Raw genomic sequence first — 19,134 nt, 5'->3', positions numbered from 1 at the left:
CCGCGCTTGGCTGCGCGTCATCTGGCGCGCTTGGAGAGACCGCCAGCCATACGACGTCCAGCGTCACACAGGCGCCATGTTGCAGCTCGCCGCAGCAGGGGGTTGACACAGGGTGTCTCATGCCCCGTCCTTCGCCAGGCGCAGCCCGCTGAACTGCCAGCGCGCGGCCGGCGGGAAGAAGTTGCGGTAGCTGCGGCGGGCGTGCCCCGGCGGCGTGGCGACGCTGCCGCCGCGCAGCACCATCTGCCCCACCATGAACTTGCCGTTGTATTCCGCGATGGCGCCGCTCCACGGCCGGTAGCCCGGGTAAGGATCGTAGGAGGAGCGCGTCCACTGCCACGCGTGCCCGCTCATCTGCTGGATGCCGGGCAGGTCGTGCGCGGCTTCCCACTCGGCTTCCGTCGGCAAGCGGGCCCCCGACCATTCGGCGTAGGCCGCGGCCTCGTAGAAACTCAGGTGGCTCACCGGCGCAGTGGGATCCAGCGGCTTGACGCCGTCCAGGCCGAACACCTGCCACTGCGACGAAGGCGCGCGCGGATCCTCCGGCGCGATCCAGTACAGCGGGGCCTGCCACTGCTGCGACTGCAGCAGCGCCCAGGCGTCGGACAGCCACAGCGAGGCCGTGCGGTAGCCGCCGTCCTCGACGAAATCGGCGTACTCGCCGCAGGTCACCAGGCGGTCGGCGATGCGGTACGGCTGCAGCCACACGGTATGGCGCGGCGTCTCGTTGTCGAACGCAAAGCCCTCCCCCGTGTGGCCGATGCGCACGGGCCCGGCCGGTCCGTGCAGCCAGGCGACCGGCGGCGTGCTGGACGCCAGGCGCAGCGCCGGCTGCTCGAGCGGCTCATAGGCGGGGAGCAGCGGGTTGCAGGACAAGGCGTGCAGGATGTCGGTCAGGATCAGCTCCTGGTGCTGCTCCTCGTGCTGCAGGCCCAGTTCGATCAGCGGATGCACGGCCTCCCAGGTCGCATCGTCGGCGGTGCCCATGAACTGCTCGAGGGCCGTCTCGACGTGCGCGCGGTAGCGGTGCACCGAGGCCAGCAGCGGGCGCGTGAGCAGGCCCCGTTGCGGACGGGGGTGGCGCGGTCCCAGCGACTCGTAATAGGAGTTGAACAGGTGGTGCCAGCGCGGCTCGAATGGTTCGTAGCCGGCCACCCTGGGCTGGAGCACCACGGCCTCGAAGAACCAGCTGGTGTGCGCCAGGTGCCACTTGGTCGGGCTTGTGTCCGGCATGGACTGCACGCACTGGTCTTCGGGCGACAAGGGGTCGGCCAGCGCGAGGGTGCGCGCGCGCACGCGGGCCAAGCGCTCGGCCAGCGCAGCGCGCGCGCCGGGCGCCGGGCCGACTAGCGCCGCGGATGGGTTCACGGACATGCGTGCCGCCTCCAGGTGGTGCAGCGTGCCTCCTGCGCCGTCGCTGCGTTCGATGCTGTCCCCTGCCGAGCGATTACAGCACAGCGGCGCAGGTGCCGGGCGCTCAATCCCGTGCCTTCACAACCAGCCTTTTGCGGCACCCGCCATGCAGGTGCGGCAGACGGCACTGCCCTCCGGCATCGCGGAAGCGGGGGCGCGCACGACGCGCACCGGCGCATCGGCCGTGGGACGCGCGGCGGCCGCCGGCGCCGGCGCCTCGGACGCGCCAAAGATTGCAGCGCCCAGGGCGGCCACGCAGACGGCGCTCACGCAGAGGGCGGGAATCCAGCGGGTGGACGAGGTGCGCTTGGCCATGACGAACTCCTGTACGGCCGTGGTTCTACCCATGGGGGTGCGCAGGGCGCTGTAGGAGCGGGCGCCGCCTGGGAGCGGATTCTCCCTGCGCGACGTCGGACGTGTCCGACACGCGTCCTGCTCGTCAGCGGGAGATGGCGCGCTTGCGGGACCGCGGCGAAGCCGCGCGCGCTGCGCCGGCGGGCGCGGCGCCGCCCAGCCGCGGTAAAGGCCGCCGGGCCACTTCCGCGGCCTCGCCGGCTTCCATCCCCAGGGCCCGCAGCACGACCGTGGCAACGGCGATGTCGTGGCGCGGCGCCGTCAGCCCCAGCGCGACCCGCCGCATCGCCACCATGCAGATGCCTTGCATCACGTCCAGGCCGACGGTCTCGTTGGGCACCTTCAGCCGCTTCTGCTTGACCGCCAGGCGCAGGTCCGCGAGCGGGTAGTCCTCGATCTGCGCGAGCAGCGAAGGGCTCGCCGCGGCGATGTCCAGCAGCAGCAGGGCCCAGCCCGGACTTTCCTGCGCCAGGAGCACGTAGCGGCGCTGGCCGATCGCCACGCGCTCCGCGCCGTCGGCGACCTGCTCCTCGCTTTCGGCGATGGCCCGGCACAGGCTCTGCGCCAGGACCACCACCACGCGCTCGAGCAGTTCCTCCTTGGACGCGAAGTGGTTGTAGACGGTCGCGGCGGTCACGCCCGCCAGTTGCGCGACTTCCTGGATGGTGGCCGCGGCCACGCCGCGCGCGCCGAACACCTCGACCGCCGCCCGCACCAGCGCGCCCTGCGTGCGCTCGCGCTTGCCGCCGCCGGCCGTGGCCGCGGCGAAGGCGGCCGCCAGCGGCGCCGGCAAGGGGGATAGGCCATTGGGAGGAGAGACGCCAGCCATTTCTGGTTATAGCATCAAATTTTGTCGTCCTATCCAATTTTATACAAGGAGACCAAATGACGCACAGGTGGGTGAAGCGGGGCGCGCTGGCGCTCGGGGTGCTGGCGCTGCTGGCGGCGGCCGGCGTGTTCGGCGGGCTGCAACTGGCCGAGCGCCGCATGGCGCGCCGGGTGGCGGTGGACGTGCGCCCGGTTGCCTACAACGCGGACGCGGCGACGGTGGAGCGCGGCAGGTACCTGTTCTCCTCGCGCGGCTGCGTCGACTGCCATGGCGCCAGCGGCGCCGGCAAGGTGTTCGTCGACAACGGCAGCGACCTGCGCATCAAGGGCCCCAACATCACGACGGGCGCCGGTGGCGTGGTGGCTGGCTACCAGCCCGCGGACTGGGTGCGCGCCATCCGCCACGGCGTCGCGCCCGACGGGCGGCCGCTGATGGTGATGCCCAGCGAGGACTACAACCGGCTCACCGACGGCGACCTGGCCGCGCTGGTCGCCTACGTGCGCTCGCTGCCGCCCGCAGCCGGCTCCGGCGCCGAAGTGCTGCTGCCGCTGCCCGCCCGCGTGCTCTATGGCTTCGGCGCGATCCAGGACGCGGCCGCCAAGATCGACCACAGCCTGCCGCCCGCGGCCCCCGTGAGCGAAGGCGTCAACGTGCAGCACGGCGCCTACGTGGCCAACATGTGCCTCGGCTGCCATGGGCCGCAGCTCACCGGCGGCCGCATCCCCGGCGGCCCGCCGGACTGGCCCGCCGCCGCCAACCTCACGCCGGTGGCCGCGTCACCGATGGCGGCGCACTACGCCGATGCCGACGCGTTCGCGAAGATGCTCAAGACCGGCCAGCGGCCGGACGGCTCGAAGATCCAGGTCATGCCCTTCGAGTCGCTCAAGGCGCTGAGCGACACGGACGTGCGGGCGCTGCACCTGTACCTGCGCAGCCTGCCACCGCGGCCCCAGGGCTGAAGCCTTCTAGCCGAACTGGCGGCGCGCCAGCGCCGCGCCCTGGGCCAGCGCCTCGAGCTTCTTCAGCGCGATCTCGCGGTCCATGGGTGCCATGCCGCAGTTGGTGCAGGGAAACAGGCGTTCGCGCGGCACGAACTGCAGCGCGCGGCCGATGGTCTCGGCCACCTGCTCCGGCGTCTCGACCTGGTCGCTTGCCACGTCGATGACCCCGACCAGCACGTCCTTGCCTTCGAGCAGCGCCATCAGGTCCGGCGGCACGTGCGAGTGGAAGCACTCCAGGCTCACCTGCCGGATGCTGCTGGCCGCCAGCGCCGGAAAGACCAGCTCGTACTGGCGCCACTCCTCGCCCAGCGTCTTCTTCCAGTCGTTGTTGGCCTGGATCCCGTAGCCGTAGCAGATGTGGACGGCGGTGGTGCAGGTGAGGCCCTGCGCGGCGCGTTCCAGTGCCTTGACGCCCCAGTCCGCTGCCTCCTTCATGTACACGTTGAAGGCCGGTTCGTCGAACTGGACGATGTCGACGCCGTCGGCCTGCAGCGCGAGCGCCTCCTGGTTGAGGAGCTCGGCGAAGGCGAAGGCCAGCTTCACGCGGTCGCCGTAGAAGCGGTCCGCCACCGTGTCGACGATGGTCATCGGCCCCGGCATGGTGAACTTGAGCTTGCGGGTCGTGTGCGCACGGGCCAGCCGCGCCTCCTGTGCATGCACGCGTCCTTTCAGGCGCAGCGGCCCAACCACCTGCGGCACCATGGCCTTGTAGCGGTTGTCGCGGATGCCTATCTCCACCTTGTGCGCGAAGTCGATGCCCTCGACCTGCTCCAGGAAGCCGTGCACGAAGTGCTGCCGCGATTGCTCGCCGTCGGTGACGATGTCCAGCCCGGCGTCTTCCTGGGCCTTGAGCCACAGCAGCGTCGCGTCCGCCTTGGCCTGGCGCAGTTCCTCGCCTTCCGCCCGCCAGCGCGGCCACAGTTTCCGGGTCTCGGCCAGCCAGCCGGGCTTGGGCAGGCTACCGGCGATCGTCGTGGCGAACATGCTTGTCGTCTCCTCTCCGGGGGATGGCGCCTGGACGCCTATCATGGCACCTTACAGCAGAAGCATTCCTGCCTTCAACGATGCGTTCCCTGCCCGACCCGGAAAGAGCCAAGCCCTGCGTCCTGGTGATCGACGACGACGAGGCCGTGGCGTGGGCGATCGCCGGCCGCCTGGGCAAGGACTTCCGCGTCGTCGGCCTGAGCGATCCCTCGCGTGCGGTGGAGCGCGCGCGCATGGAGAAGCCGGGCCTGATCCTGTGCGACATCGACATGCCGGGCATGCGCGGCGACGACGTGGCCTTCGCCCTGTCGCAGGACCCGCGCACGGCCACCGTGCCCCTGATCTACCTCACCGCCCTGGTCGGGCCGGAGGAGCACCCGGACTTCGAGGGCGTGTTCGGCGACTACCCGACCATCTCCAAGAGCGCGACGACCGCGGAGCTGCGGGATATCGTCGCCTCCGCCCTGGGCCTGCCCGAGGAAGACTGAATCACCCGGGCTGCAGCGCGCAGGCCTGCGCCAGCAGCTCGTAGGAACGGCGCTGCGCCTGCGGGTCCCAGGTCCAGGTGATCACGACCAGTTCGTCCACCTGCAGTTCCTCGGCCAGGTCGCGCAGCTTCTGCGCCACTTGCTCTCCGGTCCCCACCATCGCCTTGCGCCGCAGCTCGCGCCGGTAGGCCTCTTCGGACTCGGAATACGCACGCACCGCGTCCTCGGGTGGCAACAGCGGTCCGAAGCGTCCGGTCTGCCGGTCCACGCGGGCGCGCTCGCGGCTGGCGAACAGGCGCCAGGCTTCGTCCTCGGTGTCTGCCGCCAGCGCCCACACGCAGATGTTGGCGTGCGGCTTGCCGATCGCGCCCGGCTTGAACAGGTGCCGGTACAGCTCCAGCGCCTCGGCGCAGCCTTCGCCGTCGGTGATGAAGTGGGCAAAGGAATACGGCAGCCCGAAGTGCGCGGCCAGCTGGGCGCCATAGCCCGAGCTGCCCAGCATCCAGAGGTCCGGCGAGGTGCTGCCGCGCGGAAAGGCCTGGATGCCGCGGCCGGGATGCCCTTCGGGCATGTCCTCCCCGCGCACCCAGGCCTGCAGTTCGCGCACCTGCTGCGGGAAGCTGTCCGCGGCGCGCGGGTCCGGGTTGAGCAGCATGGCGGTGCGGTGGTCGCTGCCGGGCGCGCGGCCGACGCCCAGGTCGATGCGGCCAGGCGCCAGCGCGTCCAGCACGCGGAACTGCTCCGCGACCTTGAAGGGCGAGTAATGCGGCAGCATCACGCCGGCGCTGCCGATGCGGATGCGCTGGGTGCGGGCGGCCACGGCCGCCATGAGCACCTCCGGCGCCGTGCCCACGATGGCCGGCAGGCTGTGGTGCTCGCTCATCCAGAAGCGCCGGTAGCCCAGGCGCTCGCAGAGTTCGGCGAGCGTGACCGTGTTGCGGATGGATTGGTCCTGCGGCCGCCCGACACAGGCAACGGACTGGTCGAGGACCGAGAGTTGGAGGGGACGCGACATGCCGCGATTCTGGGCACACCGGCGCACCGGCGCGCGCCCCGCCGGGCAAGTCCTTACGCAGGCTCAGGCGAGCCCTTCGTTCCAGTCGTGGATGTTGCAGCGCCCCACCACCCCATTGAGCATGAACGGGTCGTCGCGGGCGAACTCCTCGGCTGCCGCGCGCGAGGTGAAGACGCCCAGGGCACCCACCGGGGGTGCGCCGTAGGGCCCGGCCATCAGCAGGACCCCGCGGCCGTGGAACTCGCGCAGCCGGGCCTGGTGGCCGGGCATGTTCGCGTGGACCTTGCCGAGGCCGTCCTCGGCGAGCTCGTAGAACATCAGGACCTTCATGCAGGACAGGATACTGCGCGCCTGCTACGCTGCAAAGCCATGCCCATCCGCATCGTCCAACTCGGTTCCCCGCGCGCCCCGGGCGAAGGCCTGCGCCTGGGCACCGTGCGCCGGCCGCCGCGCGGCGTGCCCAGGGAGGAGTTCGCCCGGCGCGACTTCTACGACGTCTGGCTGCCCAACCTGGCACCGAGCGCCGAGCTGATGGCCGAAGGCCGGGCCGCCGTGGACGACAAGGACTGGGCCGCCTTCCGCAGGCGCTACCTCGCCGAAATGAAGCAGCCCGACCCCAGCCACCTGCTCGACGCGCTGGCGGCGCTGTCGCACCAGACGGCGTTCGCGGTGGGCTGCTACTGCGAGAACGAGCAGCGCTGCCATCGCTCGCTGCTGCGCGAGCTCCTCGCCGAACGCGGCGCGGCGCTCACATAGGGCGGCGGTGAGGCCGCGCGGCGACTGGCCCCACCGTTGGCGCCGACCGCACGCGGGTCACACACGCGGCGCCGTCCCCTCCCCCGCCGACAACGCCGTGCCGCAAAGGTGGCAATACGCCGCATCGGCAGTGGCCGCGCTCGCGCCGCAGTGGGCGCACACGCGCGGCAGGAACAGCGGCCGCTGCCGGCGCACCGTCATCTCCGCCGTGACGATGCCCGTGGGCACGGCCAGCGTGCCCCAGCCGATCAACATCATCACCGAGGCGATCAGGCGGCCGAGGTCCGTCTTGGGCGTGATGTCGCCGAAGCCCACCGTGGTGATGGTGGTGATCGCCCAGTACACGGAGGTGGGGATGTCCTTGAAGCCGTGCTCCGGCCCTTCGACCACGTACAGCAGCGTGCCCAGGATCAGCACCACCATGAGCACCGCCGACAGGAACACCAGGATCTTGCGCCGGCTGGCGGCCAGCGCCTCCCCCAGCATCTGGTATTCGACCATGTAGTCGGTCAGCTTGAAGATCCGGAACACGCGCAGCAGCCGCAGGATGCGCACGTCGATCAGCGCATGCGTCTCCGGCAGGAAGAAGGCCAGGTAGGTCGGCAGCACCGCGAGCAGGTCGACGATGCCGAAGAAGCTGCGCGCATAGCGCAGGGGCCGTTCGACGCTCAGCAGGCGCGCCACGTATTCGGCCGTGAACAGCAGGGTGAAGAACCACTCCGTCACGTCCAGCGCCGTGCGGTGCCGCTGGTGCACGGCCGGCACGCTGTCGGCGATCACCACCACGATGCTCACCAGGATGGCGAGCACCAGCACCTTGTCGAAGACGCGCCCTTCCGTCGTCTCCGACTCGAAGACGATCTCGTAGAGACGGCGGCGCCAGCCGCTCTCGGGGCGCCCCAGTTCCGCTTGCGTGCCCGGCAACATGCCCGCGATGCTACAGCCGGTTGTGGATGGCGGTGGCCGCGATCGCCGCGTGCCCCGCCGCCACCGCGATCTGGTTCAGGTCCAGCGCCACGTCGCCCGCGACGTAGAGGCCGTCGACGCTCGTCTGCTGGTGCGCGTCGACTTCCAGCTGCCCGTTCTCGCGGGCACGCGCGCCCAGCACCGTCGCCAGCTCGCACGCGTGGTGCAGGCCCAGGGCGGGATAGAGCGTGTCGAACTCCAGCACCTGGCCGTTCTGCAGTTTCACCCGCACGCCGACGTCGTCGACGCCGCAGGCGATCTCGTGCGGCGGGCTGTCGGCGATGCGCACGCCCGCGGCGCGCAGTTGCGCGAGGTCGGCGGCGGCCACCTCCTCCTGCGAAGCCATCGCCAGCCAGGTCACCTGGTTGCCAAAGTTGGCCACGAAAAGCGACTCGCGCAGGCCGTGCCCCGCGCGCCCGAGCACCGCCACGCGCTGGCCCTGGGTCTCGTAGCCGTCGCACACGGGGCAATAGCGCACCTGCCCGGCCTTCAGCGCCAGGGGCAGGCCGTCGATCTCGGGTTCCACGTCGCGCGCGCCGGTGGCCAGCAGCAGGAAGCGCGCGGTCCAGGCGCGGTCGCCCGCTTCGGCGCGAAAGGCGCCGCCCTCCTGCTGCTGCAGCCGCTCCACCCGCACGTGCTCGGTCAGCACGCCATAGCGCTGCGCGTGCTCGCGCATGCGCGCCAGCAGTTCGGGGCCTTCGATGCCGTCGGGAAAACCGGGCACGTTGCGCGTGCGCGGGATCCGCTGCAGCCGGCTTTCTCCGGCATCGAGGATGAGGGCGCGCCGCTTGTAGCGCCCCAGATAGACGGCCGCGGTGAGGCCGGCGGCGCCGCCGCCGACGATCAGGCAATCGAGGATGTCGTCCGGCATCGTTTCAAGGGGCCCAGGGCAGCTGCTTGCCGACCATCAGCCAGAAGATCAGGAGGAAGGCGAAGAATGCGGCGATGCCCAGCACCGTCCACCAGCGGAAGAGCCGGTCGTAGCCGGCGGGCACGGGCGCGCCCTGCCCCTCCGCCGCCTCCGCAATGCGGCGCATGCGGATCTGGATCACCACCACGGGCAGCCAGCATGCGATGGCCACGGCGTACAGCCCCAGCGACCAGGCAACCCAGGGCGTGGACAGCGGCAGTCCCAGCTGGTGCGCGAGCGCGATGCCCGTCACCGGCTGGACGATGGCCGCCGGCGTGGTGAGCAGCCAGTCGGCGAGCACCACGTTGCGCGCGCTGCTCGCGACACCGCCGATGCGCCGGCGCAGGCTGGCGGCGAACAGGTGGAAGGCGGAACCCACGCCCGCCCCGAACAGGATGGTCGACGACAGGATGTGCACCCACTTGAGCAGCAGGTAGTCCATCAGCACCGGCCTTCCTGCCGCACGGGCGGCTCCAGCGCCCAGAGCAGGGCGACCAGCGCGAGCAGCGGCAGGTTCTTGGCGATGGGCCCGTACGGGTGCAGCCAGTACTCGGGCAGGAAGGCAGTGATCAACAGCGTGTACCCGGCGATCAGCGCCATCTGCGCCAGCCACATGGGACGGCGCCAGCGCGCGGGCGCCGCCAGCGTGAGCACGCCCAGTGCCAGGTCGAGGGCCGCCGCGCCGTACAGGGCGAGGCTGGCCCAGGCGCCGTGCAGCCCCACGCGCGCCAGCAGTGCGTAGCTGTCCTGCACCGGGTACAGGCCGAAGGAGACGATCGCCGTCCAGATCCACAGCAGGGCCAGCGCCGCGCGCAGGACGGGGTGCCAGAGGTCGAGGACCGCTGCGCGGCGCTGCTGCTCGCGCTGCGCCGCCGGAACGAATTCGCGCGGTGGACGCGGCTGCCGGCCCAGCAGTTCCGGCAGCGCGTTGTGCTGCGTCGCGTTGCCGGCCAGCAGCATGGCGGCCGTCTCCTCGTCGAGCATGCTGCCCGGCAGGTGGCCGGCGATGGCGGCGCCGCGGCGGAACAGGGCTTCCGGCACGGGCAGCACCCACTGGCGATGCGACTCGCCCAGCGCCTCGCGCAATGCGGCGAGGTACTCGCGCAGCGGCATGGACTGCGGGCCGGCGAAGGCCAGCGTCGCGATCGACAGCGGCGGCTCTTCCACCACCCGCACGATGCCTTGCACCACGTCTTCCACGTGCACCGGCTGCACCGCCATGCGCCCGCCCTGCGGGAAGGGCAGCACGGGCGCCACGGCCAGCTGGTTGAACAGGGCCGCGCTGGTCCCGCCGGGACCGTACACGAGCGAAGGCTGCACCACGGCGCCGGCCAGGGGCAAGGCACGCAGCACGTCGTCCGCGGCCTTCTTGCTGCGGTGGTAGGCCGAGCTTGCCTGCGCGTCGGCGCCCAGGGCGGACACCTGCACCACCGTGCGCACGCCGGCGGCCGCGCAGGCCTGGAAAAGCTCGACCGGCGCGTCGGTGTGCAAGGCGCGGAAAGCCTGCCCGGGCTGTTCGCGCAGGATGCCGACCGCGTTGACGACGGCATCGATGCCGGCCAGTTGCGTGACCCACCAGCCGCGCCGCGGCACGCCCGCGAAGTCCGCGGCGATGGCGTCGCCCGCGTCGGCAGGCGGGTGGCGCAGCGCGCGCACCACCGTGTGGCCGCGCTCGCGCAGGGCCTGCGCAACAGCGCGGCCGATGAAGCCGTTGGCACCCGTGAGCAGGATTCGCATCGAATGGGCCAGTCTAGCCAGCGGCGGCATGCGCAGGGGCCGGCCCGTTACCCTTTGAGAACGTCACCCCACGAAGCGCGCGGTCTTGCCTACACTGCCGGGCATGAGCACCTGGAAAGAAGCGGCCCGCGAGGGCCTGGTCTCCGGCAGCCTGGCGAGCCTGTTCTCCGCTGCCTACCTCGCCTATTCCGGCTGGCGCCACGGCACCCCGGCCGCGCCGGTGAATGCGGTGAGCCATTGGTTCTTCGGCGACCGTTCGCTGCGCGAGGACAAGCCCAGCGCGATGTACACCGCCACCGGCTACCTCACCCACCATGCCGCGGCCATCTTCTGGGCGGTGCTGCATGCCAAGGCCTGGGGAACGCGCCCCGAGGCGAAGAGCCCCCTGCCCGCTGCCGCCGGTGCCGTGGCAGCGGCGAGCGTCGCCAGCTTCGTGGACTACCAGCTCACGCCCAGGCGCCTGACGCCCGGCTTCGAGCACCGCCTCGCGCGTCCGGAGATGACCGCGGTCTACGCGTGCTTTGCCATCGGCCTGATGGCGGGCAGCCTGCTGATGAAGAAGCGGCGTTAAGGCGCCGCCTCTGCCTTCTCGCGCGCCGCATCGAGCACGCTGTTGACCGCGTCCCCGAGCTGCGCGATGTCGAAAGGCTTGCGCAGGATGCGCGGGCGGCCGGCCAGGCGTTCGACGGCGGCCATGTCCGCGTAACCGGTCGCCAGGATGACCGGCACGTCGCCGATCACCTTGCGCGCTTCGGAGATCACTTCGGCGCCAGTCATGTCCGGCATCGCGTAGTCGACCACCAGCAGGTCCGGCTTGACCGCCGCGAGATGCGCGAGCGCCTCGCTGCCGTTGGCCGCCTCGGTCACCTTGTAGCCGATCAGGCTCAGGCACTCGACGATCACGCGGCGCACGTCGGGGTCGTCCTCCACCACCAGGATGTGGCAGGCGCCGGCGAGCGCCGGAATGGCGGGCGCCTGCCGATCCACCACCTCCTCCTCGGCCTCGGCGTCCGCTTCGGGAAACCACATCTCCACCGTCGTGCCCACGCCTTCGGTGCTGCGGATGCGCGCGGTGCCGCCGGACTGGCGCGCGAAGCCGTAGACCTGGCTCAGGCCCAGGCCGGTGCCGCGGCCCACCGGCTTGGTGGTGAAGAAGGGATCGAAGACCTTGGCCAGGATGCCGGCGGGGATGCCGCTGCCCGCGTCGCTCACGGACAGGAGCACGTAGTCGCCCGGCGGCAGGTCGCGGTCGTCGTCGAGGTAGCGCGTGCCGGTCGTGATCTTCAGCTTGCCGCCCTCCGGCATGGCGTCGCGCGAGTTCACGGCGAGATTCAGGATGGCCATTTCCAGCTGGCTCGGGTCCAGCACCACGCTCGCGTCTTCCTCGCAGAGGTCGAATTCGACCTCGACGCCGGAGCCCACGGAAATCTCCAGCAGGTCCTTCATGCCGTTGATCAACTGGTTGACGCGCGTGAGCTTGGGCAGCAGCGACTGGCTGCGCGCGAAGGACAGCAGCTGGTTGGTCAGGCGCGCGCCCCGGCGCGCGGCGCTCTTGGCGCGGTCCACCACGGGCTTGACCTTCTCCTCCTTGGCATAGAGGGAGACCAGCTCCAGGTTCATGTTGACCACGTGCAGCAGGTTGTTGAAGTCGTGCGCGATGCCGCCGGTGAGCCGGCCGATCGCCTCCATCTTCTGCACCTGCGTCAGCGCGTTCTGCGCCCGCTCGCGCTCGTTGATCTCCTTCATCAGCCGGTCGTTGGCGCTGGACAGCTCGCGCGTGCGCATCAGGATGCGTTCCTCGAGTTCGCGGTTGAGGCGCTCGAGCTCGCTGCGCGTGCGCTTGAGCTCCTCCAGGTGTTCGCGCGCGGCGTACTGGCGGCGGCGCGCGCGGACGGCGGAGTCCGCGGCACTGGCCAGCGTCTCGGCGTTGAGCGGCCGCTCCAGCACCACCAGGTTGCCCAGGCTGTGCAGCGAGCGGAAGTCCTTTTCGGGCCGCCGCCCCTCGCGCTTGGTCGCGAGCACGACGAAGGGGAAGTCCGACCACGAGGGCTGGTTGTCCAGCCACCGGATCAGGCGGTCGTCGGCGAGCAGGTGCGGCAGGGCCTCCTCGGTGAGGATGGCCGCCGCGGCGCCTTCGTCCAGTGCCGCGAGCAACTCGTCGTCCGTCATGCAGACGTGCGCGGCGATCTTCTGCATCGCCAGCACGGACTGCACCACGGCGGCGTCACGGCCACGCGGTGCATGAATGAGGACGCGAAGGTCCATCAGGGCTTCTCCGGGCCGTCGCCGAGCAGCCCGACGCGCCCGCGATAGGCGGTGATGCCCGCCAGCACGCCTTCGAAATCGGTCATTTCCTCGCCGACCTCGATGCCCTCGCGGCCCAGCCGGAACTGGCGGATGGTCTGCTCGTGATGCTTCGTGCGGCTCTTCACCATCGACACCGCTTTGAGCAGCTTGCCCCGTGCCTCGAAGTAACGGAACAGCAGGATGGCGTCCGCCAGGTAGCTGATGTCCACGTCGGACTCGATGTCGCCCAGCAGCCCGTGCTGCCCGAGGATCAGGATGCTGACCACGTTCAGGTGGTTCAGGAAGGTGAGCAGCTCGTGCATCTGCAGCAGCAGGTACTTGCTCCCCGGCATGGCCTGCAGGTAGGCGTTGAGGCTGTCGATCACCACCAGCTGCGCACCGTCCGTTTCGACGGCATGCCGCACCATGTGCGCGAATTCCCCGGCCGACATCTCCGCGGGGTCGAGCGGGACCACGTGCAGCTGGCCGCTCTTGAGGTAAGGCGCCAGCTCCATGCCCAGCGACCTGCCCCGGTCGAGCATGGTCGACAATCCCTCGTCGAACAGGTAGAACGCGGCCTTCTCGCCGCGCTTGAGCGCCGCCAGCGTCACCGCCATGGCCGTGGTCGTCTTGCCCACGCCCGACGGCCCGGTGAACAGCACGTTGCTTCCGCGCGGCAGCCCACCGCCCATGAGCCCGTCGAGGCGGGACACCCCGGTGCTGACAACCGTGTGGTCCGCCTCGATCCGGTGCTCCGCCGCGACGAGGCGCGGAAACACGGCCAGGCCTCCGGTATCCAGCACGAAATCGTGTTCCCCGCCGCGGAACTTGATGCCGCGCATCTTCATCACGCGCAGGCGGCGGCGTTCCGGGCCGTACTGGTCGATCGCCTGCTCCAGGCTGATCACGCCGTGGGCGATGCTGTGCAGCTGCTGGTCGGTGTCCGCGCTGGAGCGGTCGTCCAGCAGCAGCACGGTGCAGCCCTGGTCGGAAAAGAATTTCTTCAGCGCCAGGACCTGGCGCCGGTACCGCAGCGGGTCCTGCGCCAGCAGGCGCATCTCCGACAGACTGTCGAACACGACGCGTTGCGGGCGCAGCCGTTCGACGGCGGCGATCACGCCGCGCACCGTCTCGCCCAGTTCCACCTGCGAAGGATGGAGGATGGATTGTTCGAGCTCCGGGCTCAGGCCCTCCTCGCTCACCAGTTCGAAGAGCTCGATTCCCTCGAGGTCCCAGCCATGCGAGGCCGCCACCGTGCGCAGTTCGGTGCCGGTCTCGGAGAGGGTCACGTACAGGCCCTTCTCCCCCTGCGCCACGCCCTGGCGCAGGAAGTGCAGGCCCAGGGTGGTCTTGCCCGAACCAGGATCGCCTTCCACCAGGTAGACATGGCGCGCGGGCAGGCCGCCACCGAGGACGTCGTCGAGCCCGGGGATGCCGCTCGAGGCACGCTCTTGCAGGGGAAGTTGTTTTGTGGGTTGCGTGCGTCTCATCCGGTACCGGTAGCCACGACATCGCGGCGCCGCCATCCTAGCCGCTGCGCGACAACGCGGCTGTAGGTTCAGTCCGACATCGGGGTCAGCCGCAGTCCGGCTTCAGGGCTGTGGGGTCTCCGCTTCCTGCAAGGTCCGCCACATCACCTTGCCGCTGCCGCTCTTGGGCAGGGCATCGACGAACTGGACGATGCGCGGCACCTTGTACACGGCCATGTTCTCGCGGCACCAGTCCACGACGTCCTGCTCGCGCACCTGGCCCTGGAAGGCCGGGCGCAGCACGACGACGGCCTTGACGGTCTCGCCCCGGTAGGGATCACGCGCCGAGATGACGCAGGCTTCCTGGATCGCGGGATGGCGGAACATCAGCGCCTCGACCTCCGCGGGCCACACCTTGAAGCCCGACGCGTTGATCATCCGCTTGAGGCGGTCGGTCAGAAAAAAGTAGCCGTCCTCGTCGGTGCGGCCCAGGTCGCCGGTGCGGAAGAAGCGCTTGCCTTCGAACTGGATGAAGGCCGCCGCGCTCGCCTCGGGCCGTTTCCAGTAGCCATCGAACACCATGGGCCCGTGCACGATGATCTCGCCCTGCTCGCCGGGCGGCAGCTCGCGCAGGGTGTCGGGATCGATCACGCGCGCATCGCACCCCATGAAGGGGATGCCCAGGCACTGCTGCTTGGGGGCATCCGGCGGGTTGCTGTGCGAGGGCGCCGCCGTTTCGGTGAGCCCGTAGCCTTCGACGTAGCGCAGGCCGAACTGCTCGAACAGGCGCTGGGCCACGGCCTGCGGCATCGCGGCGCCGCCGCCGCCGATGTGCACCAGGCTGGAGAGGTCGTAGTTCGCGAAGTTCGGGCTGGCCAGCAGGTCGATCACCATGGTGGGGATGTTGGTCCACGACGTGACCTTCCAGTTGGAGATCAGCCAGCCCGCGAGGTCGCGGTCCCAGCGCGGCATCATCACCAGCGTCGCGCCACAGTAGATGTTGGCGTGCATCATGCTCACCATGCCCGTGATGTGGAACATGGGCACGACCGCGAGCGTCACCGTCTCCTGCGTGGCATTGCCCCACACGCTGCTGGACATCGCGTTGTGCAGCACGCTGCGGTGCGGATGCATGCAGCCCTTGGGCTGGCCGGTGGTGCCGCTGGTGTAAGGCAGCAGCGCGAGGTCCTCCGGCCCGACCTCGAGCGCCGGCAAGGGCAGCTCGTTGGCGAGCGCCTCGGTCCAGGCGAGCACCTGTCCGCTGGCGAGCTGCGGCAGCGCATGGCGCGCCAGCAGCCAGTCCTTCCAGGCGGCAGGCAGCGGCCCGGCGGCGGGCGCCTGCGGATCGAAGGCATCGGTGAACTGCGTGACCACCAGGTGCGCGAGGCGCTGTGCGTCGGGCAGCTGCGCGTCGGCGCGCGCGATCTCCCCGGCGAGGTCGCCCGTGGTGATGGCCACCCTGGCATCCGGGTCCACGATGTAGTGCTTCAGCTCCTCCGCCCGGTTCATCGGATTGACCGGCACCACCACCGCGTTCGCCCGCAGGATCGCGAAGTGCGCGACCACGAGCTGCGGGCAGTTCTGCATGTCGAGGATGACGCGGTCGCCCTTGCGCACGCCCAGCGCATGCAGGCGCGCGGCGAGCCGCTCGGCCTGGCGCTGCAGCTCCGCATAGGACATCGTGCGGCCGAAGAACACGATGGCCAGCTTGTCGGGATAGCGGCGCGCGCTGATGGCGAGGTTGTCCCAGAGCGAGGTGGCCGGCACGGTGAGGGCGTGCGGCAGGCGCTTGGGCCAGAACTTGTGGTGCGGGCGGTCCATGGCGAGACGGTTCTCCTGGCCCGCACCATAAGGCAGGCACGCGCGGGCCGGCATGGGGGAAGCCCCACGCGCGTCGCACAGGCGACGCGTCCGGCTCGCCTATCATCGCGCGAAGAAAAGGAGACCGCATGAAGTTTCGCCAACTGGCCGCCGCCTGCCTGCTCGCCGGCCTCGCCGCTGCCGCCCACGCCGCCTTCCCCGAAAAGCCCATCCGGCTGGTTATCGGTTTCCCGGCCGGCGGTCCGCTCGACCAGCATGCGCGGCTGCTGTCCGAGCGGCTGCAGGCCGTGCTCGGCCAGCCCCTGGTGATCGACTACAAGTCGGGCGCGGGCGGCACCGTCGGTGCGCAGGAAGTGATGAAGGCGCCGGCCGACGGCTACACGCTGATGCTCGCCAACACCGGCGTGATGGTGATCAACCCGGCGCTCTACGCGAAGTTGCCGTACCAGACCCTGCGCGACTTCACGCCCATCGCGCGGACCGCCATGCAGCCGCTGGCGCTGCTGGTGAACCCCCAGGTCCCGGCGAACACGCTGCAGGATTTCATCGCCTATGCCAAGGCGCGCCCCGGACAGGTGAACTACGGCTCGGCGGGCAACGGCGGCATCAGCCACCTGGTGCCGGAGATGTTCAAGAACAGCACCGGCCTGTTCATGGTCCACATCCCGTACCGCGGCAGCGCGCCGGCCTTCACCGACCTCATGGGCGGGCAGGTGCAGTTCATGGCCGAGTCCATCCCGCAGGCCGCGGCGTATCACAAGCAGGGCAAGGTAAAAGCGCTGGCCGTCACCAGCCGCGAGCGCAATCCGGCGCTGCCGGACATCCCGACCGCGATCGAGAGCGGCCTGAAGGACTTCGAGGTGGTCGGTTTCTACGGCTTCCTCGCCCCGGCCAACCTGCCGCGCGACGTGACCGCGAAATTGAGCGACGCCTTCCGGCAGGTGCTGGCGAGTCCCGACATCCGCAACCGCATGATCACGCAAGGCGCCGACCCCGCCTTCCTGGGCGCCGACGATTTCGCCAAGTACCTGGCGGCGGAGATGCCGCGCTGGGCCGATGCGGTGAAGAAGTCCGGCGCGAGGATGGACTGATGGCGATGCGGCAAGCGCTCCTCGCGGCGCTCGGGGCCTTGCTGTCCTTCACCTGCGCCGGCTTCGACCTGCAAGGCCACCGCGGCGCGCGCGGCCTCGCGCCGGAGAACACGCTGCCGGCCTTCGAGCGCGCCCTCGCCACCGGCGTCAGCACGCTGGAACTCGATGTCGCCGTCACCGCCGATGGCGTCGTCGTGATCTCGCACGACCCCGCGCTCACGCCGGCGCTCACGCGCGACGCCGGCGGCCGCTGGCTCGCCGCGCGCGGCCCGCGCATCAAGGACCTCACCTTCGCGCAGCTGCAGGCTTACGACGTCGGCCGCCTGGACCCGGCCTCGACCTATGCGCGCGGCTTCCCCGGCCAGCAGCCGGTGGACGGCACGCGCATCCCCACGCTGGCCGCGCTGTTCGAGCGGGTGCGCGCGCTGCATGCGGACCAGGTGCGCTTCAACGTGGAGCTGAAACTCGCGCCCGACACGCCGCAGGACACCGTGCCGCTGGAGGCCATGGTCGACGCGGTGCTCAAGGTGATCACGGACGCCGGCATGCGCGAGCGCGTCACCCTCCAGAGTTTCGACTGGCGCAGCCTGCGCCGCGCGCAGCAGCTGGCACCCGACATCCCCACGGCCTGTCTCACCGTGCAGACGGCGAACAACGACAGCACGCGCGACGGCAGCTGGACGGCCGGCCTGCGGCTCGCGGACCACGGCAGCGTGCCGCGCATGGCGAAGGCCGCCGGATGCGCGACCTGGTCGCCCAACGCAGGGGCGGTGACGCAGGCGCTGGTCGAAGAGGCGCATGGGCTCGGCTTGCGCGTGCTGCCCTGGACCGTCAACGATCCCGACACCATGGAGCGCTTCGTGGGCTGGGGCGTGGACGGCCTCATCACGGACTATCCCGACCGCCTGCGCACCGTGTTGCAGCGGCGCGGCATCGCCCTTCCGTCACCGGTTCCCGAGCGCTAGGTGTGAAGGTTCAATAGGTTATTGCGGGTGTTCACCCGGAGAGGTTTTGAGAGACTGGGAATCGCCAAACCCCCCGTCAACCAAGATTTCCAAACCGGATGAACACCCATAAGAATGCCCGATTGACGTACCTTCGTCGCCTGGAGATGGTTCAAGACATCGTCGAGAGCGGCTTTTCTGCCTCGGAGGCCGCTGCCAAGCAGGGCGTCAGTGCCGTGACGGCACGTAAGTGGCTGGGCCGCTACCTGGCCGATGGCGCAGTCGGCTTGCTGGACAAGTCTTCCAAGCCCGAGAGGTCTCCTCGCTCGATCGCCCCTCATGTGGCTCTGGCTATCGTGGAGTTGCGCCGCAAGCTGTTCCTGCAAGCACGCATCGCCTCTTACATGGGCGTGTCCAAGGCCACCGTCAGCCGGGTGCTGCGACGTGCCGGCCTGTCCCGCCTGAGTGATCTGGGTCCTGCCGAACCCGTGCAGCGCTACGAGCGTGAACATCCCGGGGAGCTGCTGCACATCGACATCAAGAAGCTTGGACGCTTTGACAAGGTGGGCCACAGAATTACCGGCGACCGTACGCAGCGCGCCCGCCGCATCGGCTGGGAGTATGTGTTCGTGGCCGTGGACGACCATAGCCGCACGGCCTTCACCCAGGTCTATCCGGACGAGAGTCGGCACAGTGCCGCGGCCTTCTTGCGCGCAGCCGTGTGCCAATTCAATAACTGGGGGGTGCCGATCCAGCGCGTGCTCACCGACAACGGGATGTCGTTTCACTCGGCGCTGTTCTCTGAGGCTTGCCTGGAGCTGGGCATCACCCAGAAATTCACCCGGGCCTACCGCCCTCAGACCAATGGCAAGGCCGAGCGATTCATCCAGTCGGCACTGCGCGAATGGGCCTACGGTCGGGCCTACGAGAACTCAGAGCAGCGCCGCCAGGCCTTGCCGGCCTGGACTCACTTCTACAACTGGCACCGCCCCCACCACGGCATCAACCTGGTGTCACCCGGGTCTCGGCTCCCGATTCCTCGAAAGAACCTGTTGACACTTCACAGCTAG

20 protein-coding genes are annotated in these 19,134 nt (G+C 70.1%); 7 read left to right on the top strand and 13 right to left on the bottom strand.

The window, feature by feature from the left end:
* Positions 1–117 precede the first annotated feature (117 nt).
* From egtB to AC3EGR_RS17785, 3 genes are all read right to left on the bottom strand, one after another.
* Positions 118–1,374: an ergothioneine biosynthesis protein EgtB gene (gene egtB / locus AC3EGR_RS17795; protein ID WP_488547843.1), complete on the bottom strand. Its 1,257-nt coding sequence runs from the start codon at positions 1,372–1,374 to the stop codon at positions 118–120.
* A gap of 117 nt (positions 1,375–1,491) precedes the next feature.
* Positions 1,492–1,728 carry a hypothetical protein gene (locus tag AC3EGR_RS17790; protein ID WP_488547842.1) on the bottom strand — a complete coding sequence of 79 codons (237 nt, stop codon included), beginning with the start codon at positions 1,726–1,728 and terminating at the stop codon, positions 1,492–1,494.
* A 124-nt stretch (positions 1,729–1,852) separates the two neighbouring features.
* Entirely contained in the window at positions 1,853–2,596 is a 744-nt protein-coding gene (locus AC3EGR_RS17785) for a TetR/AcrR family transcriptional regulator (RefSeq protein WP_488547841.1), read from the bottom strand.
* A gap of 56 nt (positions 2,597–2,652) precedes the next feature.
* On the opposite strand from AC3EGR_RS17785, the gene AC3EGR_RS17780 reads away from it, so the two are divergent.
* Positions 2,653–3,555: a c-type cytochrome gene (locus AC3EGR_RS17780; RefSeq protein WP_488547840.1), complete on the top strand. Its 903-nt coding sequence runs from the start codon at positions 2,653–2,655 to the stop codon at positions 3,553–3,555.
* Positions 3,556–3,561: 6 nt separating this feature from the next.
* Here the strand turns inward: AC3EGR_RS17780 and AC3EGR_RS17775 are convergent, their stop codons facing one another.
* Positions 3,562–4,581 (bottom strand): methionine synthase, encoded by a 1,020-nt coding sequence (locus tag AC3EGR_RS17775; RefSeq protein ID WP_488547839.1) that lies wholly within the window; start codon positions 4,579–4,581, stop codon positions 3,562–3,564.
* A gap of 80 nt (positions 4,582–4,661) precedes the next feature.
* Between AC3EGR_RS17775 and AC3EGR_RS17770 the strand changes: the two genes are divergently transcribed.
* Positions 4,662–5,069 (top strand): response regulator, encoded by a 408-nt coding sequence (locus tag AC3EGR_RS17770; RefSeq protein WP_488547838.1) that lies wholly within the window; start codon positions 4,662–4,664, stop codon positions 5,067–5,069.
* Between the two features lies 1 nt (position 5,070).
* On the opposite strand, the gene AC3EGR_RS17765 is transcribed toward AC3EGR_RS17770, so the two are convergent.
* Positions 5,071–6,084, bottom strand: a complete 1,014-nt coding sequence (locus AC3EGR_RS17765) for an LLM class flavin-dependent oxidoreductase (RefSeq protein WP_488547837.1) — start codon at positions 6,082–6,084, stop codon at positions 5,071–5,073.
* Positions 6,085–6,147: 63 nt separating this feature from the next.
* A complete protein-coding gene (locus AC3EGR_RS17760; RefSeq protein WP_488547836.1) occupies positions 6,148–6,414 on the bottom strand; it encodes a YciI family protein in 267 nt (88 codons plus the stop codon).
* 39 nt (positions 6,415–6,453) lie between these two features.
* Here AC3EGR_RS17760 and AC3EGR_RS17755 point away from each other — a divergent pair, with 39 nt between their 5' ends.
* Complete coding sequence (locus AC3EGR_RS17755) at positions 6,454–6,840, top strand: DUF488 domain-containing protein (protein ID WP_488547835.1); 387 nt, start codon at positions 6,454–6,456, stop codon at positions 6,838–6,840.
* A 57-nt stretch (positions 6,841–6,897) separates the two neighbouring features.
* On the opposite strand, the gene AC3EGR_RS17750 is transcribed toward AC3EGR_RS17755, so the two are convergent.
* Genes AC3EGR_RS17750 through AC3EGR_RS17735 form a run of 4 tightly spaced genes read right to left on the bottom strand, consistent with a single transcriptional unit; the run spans position 6,898 to position 10,453 of the window.
* The gene (locus AC3EGR_RS17750; RefSeq protein ID WP_488547834.1) at positions 6,898–7,767 is read right to left on the bottom strand and encodes an ion transporter; all 870 of its coding nucleotides are present in this window, start codon (positions 7,765–7,767) and stop codon (positions 6,898–6,900) included.
* 10 nt (positions 7,768–7,777) lie between these two features.
* Positions 7,778–8,677: an NAD(P)/FAD-dependent oxidoreductase gene (locus AC3EGR_RS17745; protein ID WP_488547833.1), complete on the bottom strand. Its 900-nt coding sequence runs from the start codon at positions 8,675–8,677 to the stop codon at positions 7,778–7,780.
* A gap of 4 nt (positions 8,678–8,681) precedes the next feature.
* Positions 8,682–9,158: a DUF2269 family protein gene (locus AC3EGR_RS17740; RefSeq protein ID WP_488547832.1), complete on the bottom strand. Its 477-nt coding sequence runs from the start codon at positions 9,156–9,158 to the stop codon at positions 8,682–8,684.
* Complete coding sequence (locus AC3EGR_RS17735) at positions 9,158–10,453, bottom strand: SDR family oxidoreductase (RefSeq protein WP_488547831.1); 1,296 nt, start codon at positions 10,451–10,453, stop codon at positions 9,158–9,160. Before AC3EGR_RS17735 ends, AC3EGR_RS17740 begins: the two co-directional genes overlap by 1 nt.
* A 103-nt stretch (positions 10,454–10,556) precedes the next feature.
* On the opposite strand from AC3EGR_RS17735, the gene AC3EGR_RS17730 reads away from it, so the two are divergent.
* On the top strand, positions 10,557–11,024 hold the full coding sequence (locus tag AC3EGR_RS17730) for a hypothetical protein (protein ID WP_488547830.1): 468 nt from the start codon (positions 10,557–10,559) through the stop codon (positions 11,022–11,024).
* Here AC3EGR_RS17730 and AC3EGR_RS17725 read toward each other — a convergent pair.
* The 3 genes from AC3EGR_RS17725 to AC3EGR_RS17715 all read right to left on the bottom strand — a co-directional run bounded on the left by AC3EGR_RS17725 (position 11,021) and on the right by AC3EGR_RS17715 (position 16,029).
* On the bottom strand, positions 11,021–12,718 hold the full coding sequence (locus tag AC3EGR_RS17725; RefSeq protein ID WP_488547829.1) for a response regulator: 1,698 nt from the start codon (positions 12,716–12,718) through the stop codon (positions 11,021–11,023). The two genes, AC3EGR_RS17730 and AC3EGR_RS17725, sit on opposite strands and share 4 nt — an antisense overlap.
* Positions 12,718–14,229: an ATPase domain-containing protein gene (locus tag AC3EGR_RS17720; protein WP_488547828.1), complete on the bottom strand. Its 1,512-nt coding sequence runs from the start codon at positions 14,227–14,229 to the stop codon at positions 12,718–12,720. The genes AC3EGR_RS17725 and AC3EGR_RS17720 overlap by 1 nt, the downstream gene beginning before the upstream one ends.
* Before the next feature lie 102 nt (positions 14,230–14,331).
* Positions 14,332–16,029 (bottom strand): long-chain fatty acid--CoA ligase, encoded by a 1,698-nt coding sequence (locus AC3EGR_RS17715; protein ID WP_488547827.1) that lies wholly within the window; start codon positions 16,027–16,029, stop codon positions 14,332–14,334.
* 128 nt (positions 16,030–16,157) lie between these two features.
* Here AC3EGR_RS17715 and AC3EGR_RS17710 point away from each other — a divergent pair, with 128 nt between their 5' ends.
* From AC3EGR_RS17710 to AC3EGR_RS17700, 3 genes are all read left to right on the top strand, one after another.
* Positions 16,158–17,120, top strand: a complete 963-nt coding sequence (locus AC3EGR_RS17710) for a Bug family tripartite tricarboxylate transporter substrate binding protein (protein ID WP_488547826.1) — start codon at positions 16,158–16,160, stop codon at positions 17,118–17,120.
* Positions 17,120–18,085, top strand: coding sequence for a glycerophosphodiester phosphodiesterase (locus AC3EGR_RS17705; protein WP_488547825.1), 966 nt, complete (start codon positions 17,120–17,122; stop codon positions 18,083–18,085). Before AC3EGR_RS17710 ends, AC3EGR_RS17705 begins: the two co-directional genes overlap by 1 nt.
* A 98-nt stretch (positions 18,086–18,183) precedes the next feature.
* Positions 18,184–19,134, top strand: coding sequence for an IS481 family transposase (locus AC3EGR_RS17700; protein WP_488547824.1), 951 nt, complete (start codon positions 18,184–18,186; stop codon positions 19,132–19,134).

This window comes from Ramlibacter sp. G4-7 (assembly GCF_057784995.1).
This window is presented reverse-complemented; position numbering and strand designations above follow the sequence as displayed.

Excerpts from the sequence above, each read along its gene's own strand:
- egtB (WP_488547843.1), bottom strand. The coding sequence starts at position 1,374 with ATGTCCGTGAACCCATCCGCGGCGCTAGTCGGCCCGGCGCCCGGCGCG.
- AC3EGR_RS17790 (WP_488547842.1), bottom strand. The coding sequence starts at position 1,728 with ATGGCCAAGCGCACCTCGTCCACCCGCTGGATTCCCGCCCTCTGCGTG.
- AC3EGR_RS17785 (WP_488547841.1), bottom strand. The coding sequence starts at position 2,596 with ATGGCTGGCGTCTCTCCTCCCAATGGCCTATCCCCCTTGCCGGCGCCG.
- AC3EGR_RS17780 (WP_488547840.1), top strand. The coding sequence starts at position 2,653 with ATGACGCACAGGTGGGTGAAGCGGGGCGCGCTGGCGCTCGGGGTGCTG.
- AC3EGR_RS17775 (WP_488547839.1), bottom strand. The coding sequence starts at position 4,581 with ATGTTCGCCACGACGATCGCCGGTAGCCTGCCCAAGCCCGGCTGGCTG.
- AC3EGR_RS17770 (WP_488547838.1), top strand. The coding sequence starts at position 4,662 with ATGCGTTCCCTGCCCGACCCGGAAAGAGCCAAGCCCTGCGTCCTGGTG.
- AC3EGR_RS17765 (WP_488547837.1), bottom strand. The coding sequence starts at position 6,084 with ATGTCGCGTCCCCTCCAACTCTCGGTCCTCGACCAGTCCGTTGCCTGT.
- AC3EGR_RS17760 (WP_488547836.1), bottom strand. The coding sequence starts at position 6,414 with ATGAAGGTCCTGATGTTCTACGAGCTCGCCGAGGACGGCCTCGGCAAG.
- AC3EGR_RS17755 (WP_488547835.1), top strand. The coding sequence starts at position 6,454 with ATGCCCATCCGCATCGTCCAACTCGGTTCCCCGCGCGCCCCGGGCGAA.
- AC3EGR_RS17750 (WP_488547834.1), bottom strand. The coding sequence starts at position 7,767 with ATGTTGCCGGGCACGCAAGCGGAACTGGGGCGCCCCGAGAGCGGCTGG.
- AC3EGR_RS17745 (WP_488547833.1), bottom strand. The coding sequence starts at position 8,677 with ATGCCGGACGACATCCTCGATTGCCTGATCGTCGGCGGCGGCGCCGCC.
- AC3EGR_RS17740 (WP_488547832.1), bottom strand. The coding sequence starts at position 9,158 with ATGGACTACCTGCTGCTCAAGTGGGTGCACATCCTGTCGTCGACCATC.
- AC3EGR_RS17735 (WP_488547831.1), bottom strand. The coding sequence starts at position 10,453 with ATGCGAATCCTGCTCACGGGTGCCAACGGCTTCATCGGCCGCGCTGTT.
- AC3EGR_RS17730 (WP_488547830.1), top strand. The coding sequence starts at position 10,557 with ATGAGCACCTGGAAAGAAGCGGCCCGCGAGGGCCTGGTCTCCGGCAGC.
- AC3EGR_RS17725 (WP_488547829.1), bottom strand. The coding sequence starts at position 12,718 with ATGGACCTTCGCGTCCTCATTCATGCACCGCGTGGCCGTGACGCCGCC.
- AC3EGR_RS17720 (WP_488547828.1), bottom strand. The coding sequence starts at position 14,229 with ATGAGACGCACGCAACCCACAAAACAACTTCCCCTGCAAGAGCGTGCC.
- AC3EGR_RS17715 (WP_488547827.1), bottom strand. The coding sequence starts at position 16,029 with ATGGACCGCCCGCACCACAAGTTCTGGCCCAAGCGCCTGCCGCACGCC.
- AC3EGR_RS17710 (WP_488547826.1), top strand. The coding sequence starts at position 16,158 with ATGAAGTTTCGCCAACTGGCCGCCGCCTGCCTGCTCGCCGGCCTCGCC.
- AC3EGR_RS17705 (WP_488547825.1), top strand. The coding sequence starts at position 17,120 with ATGGCGATGCGGCAAGCGCTCCTCGCGGCGCTCGGGGCCTTGCTGTCC.
- AC3EGR_RS17700 (WP_488547824.1), top strand. The coding sequence starts at position 18,184 with ATGAACACCCATAAGAATGCCCGATTGACGTACCTTCGTCGCCTGGAG.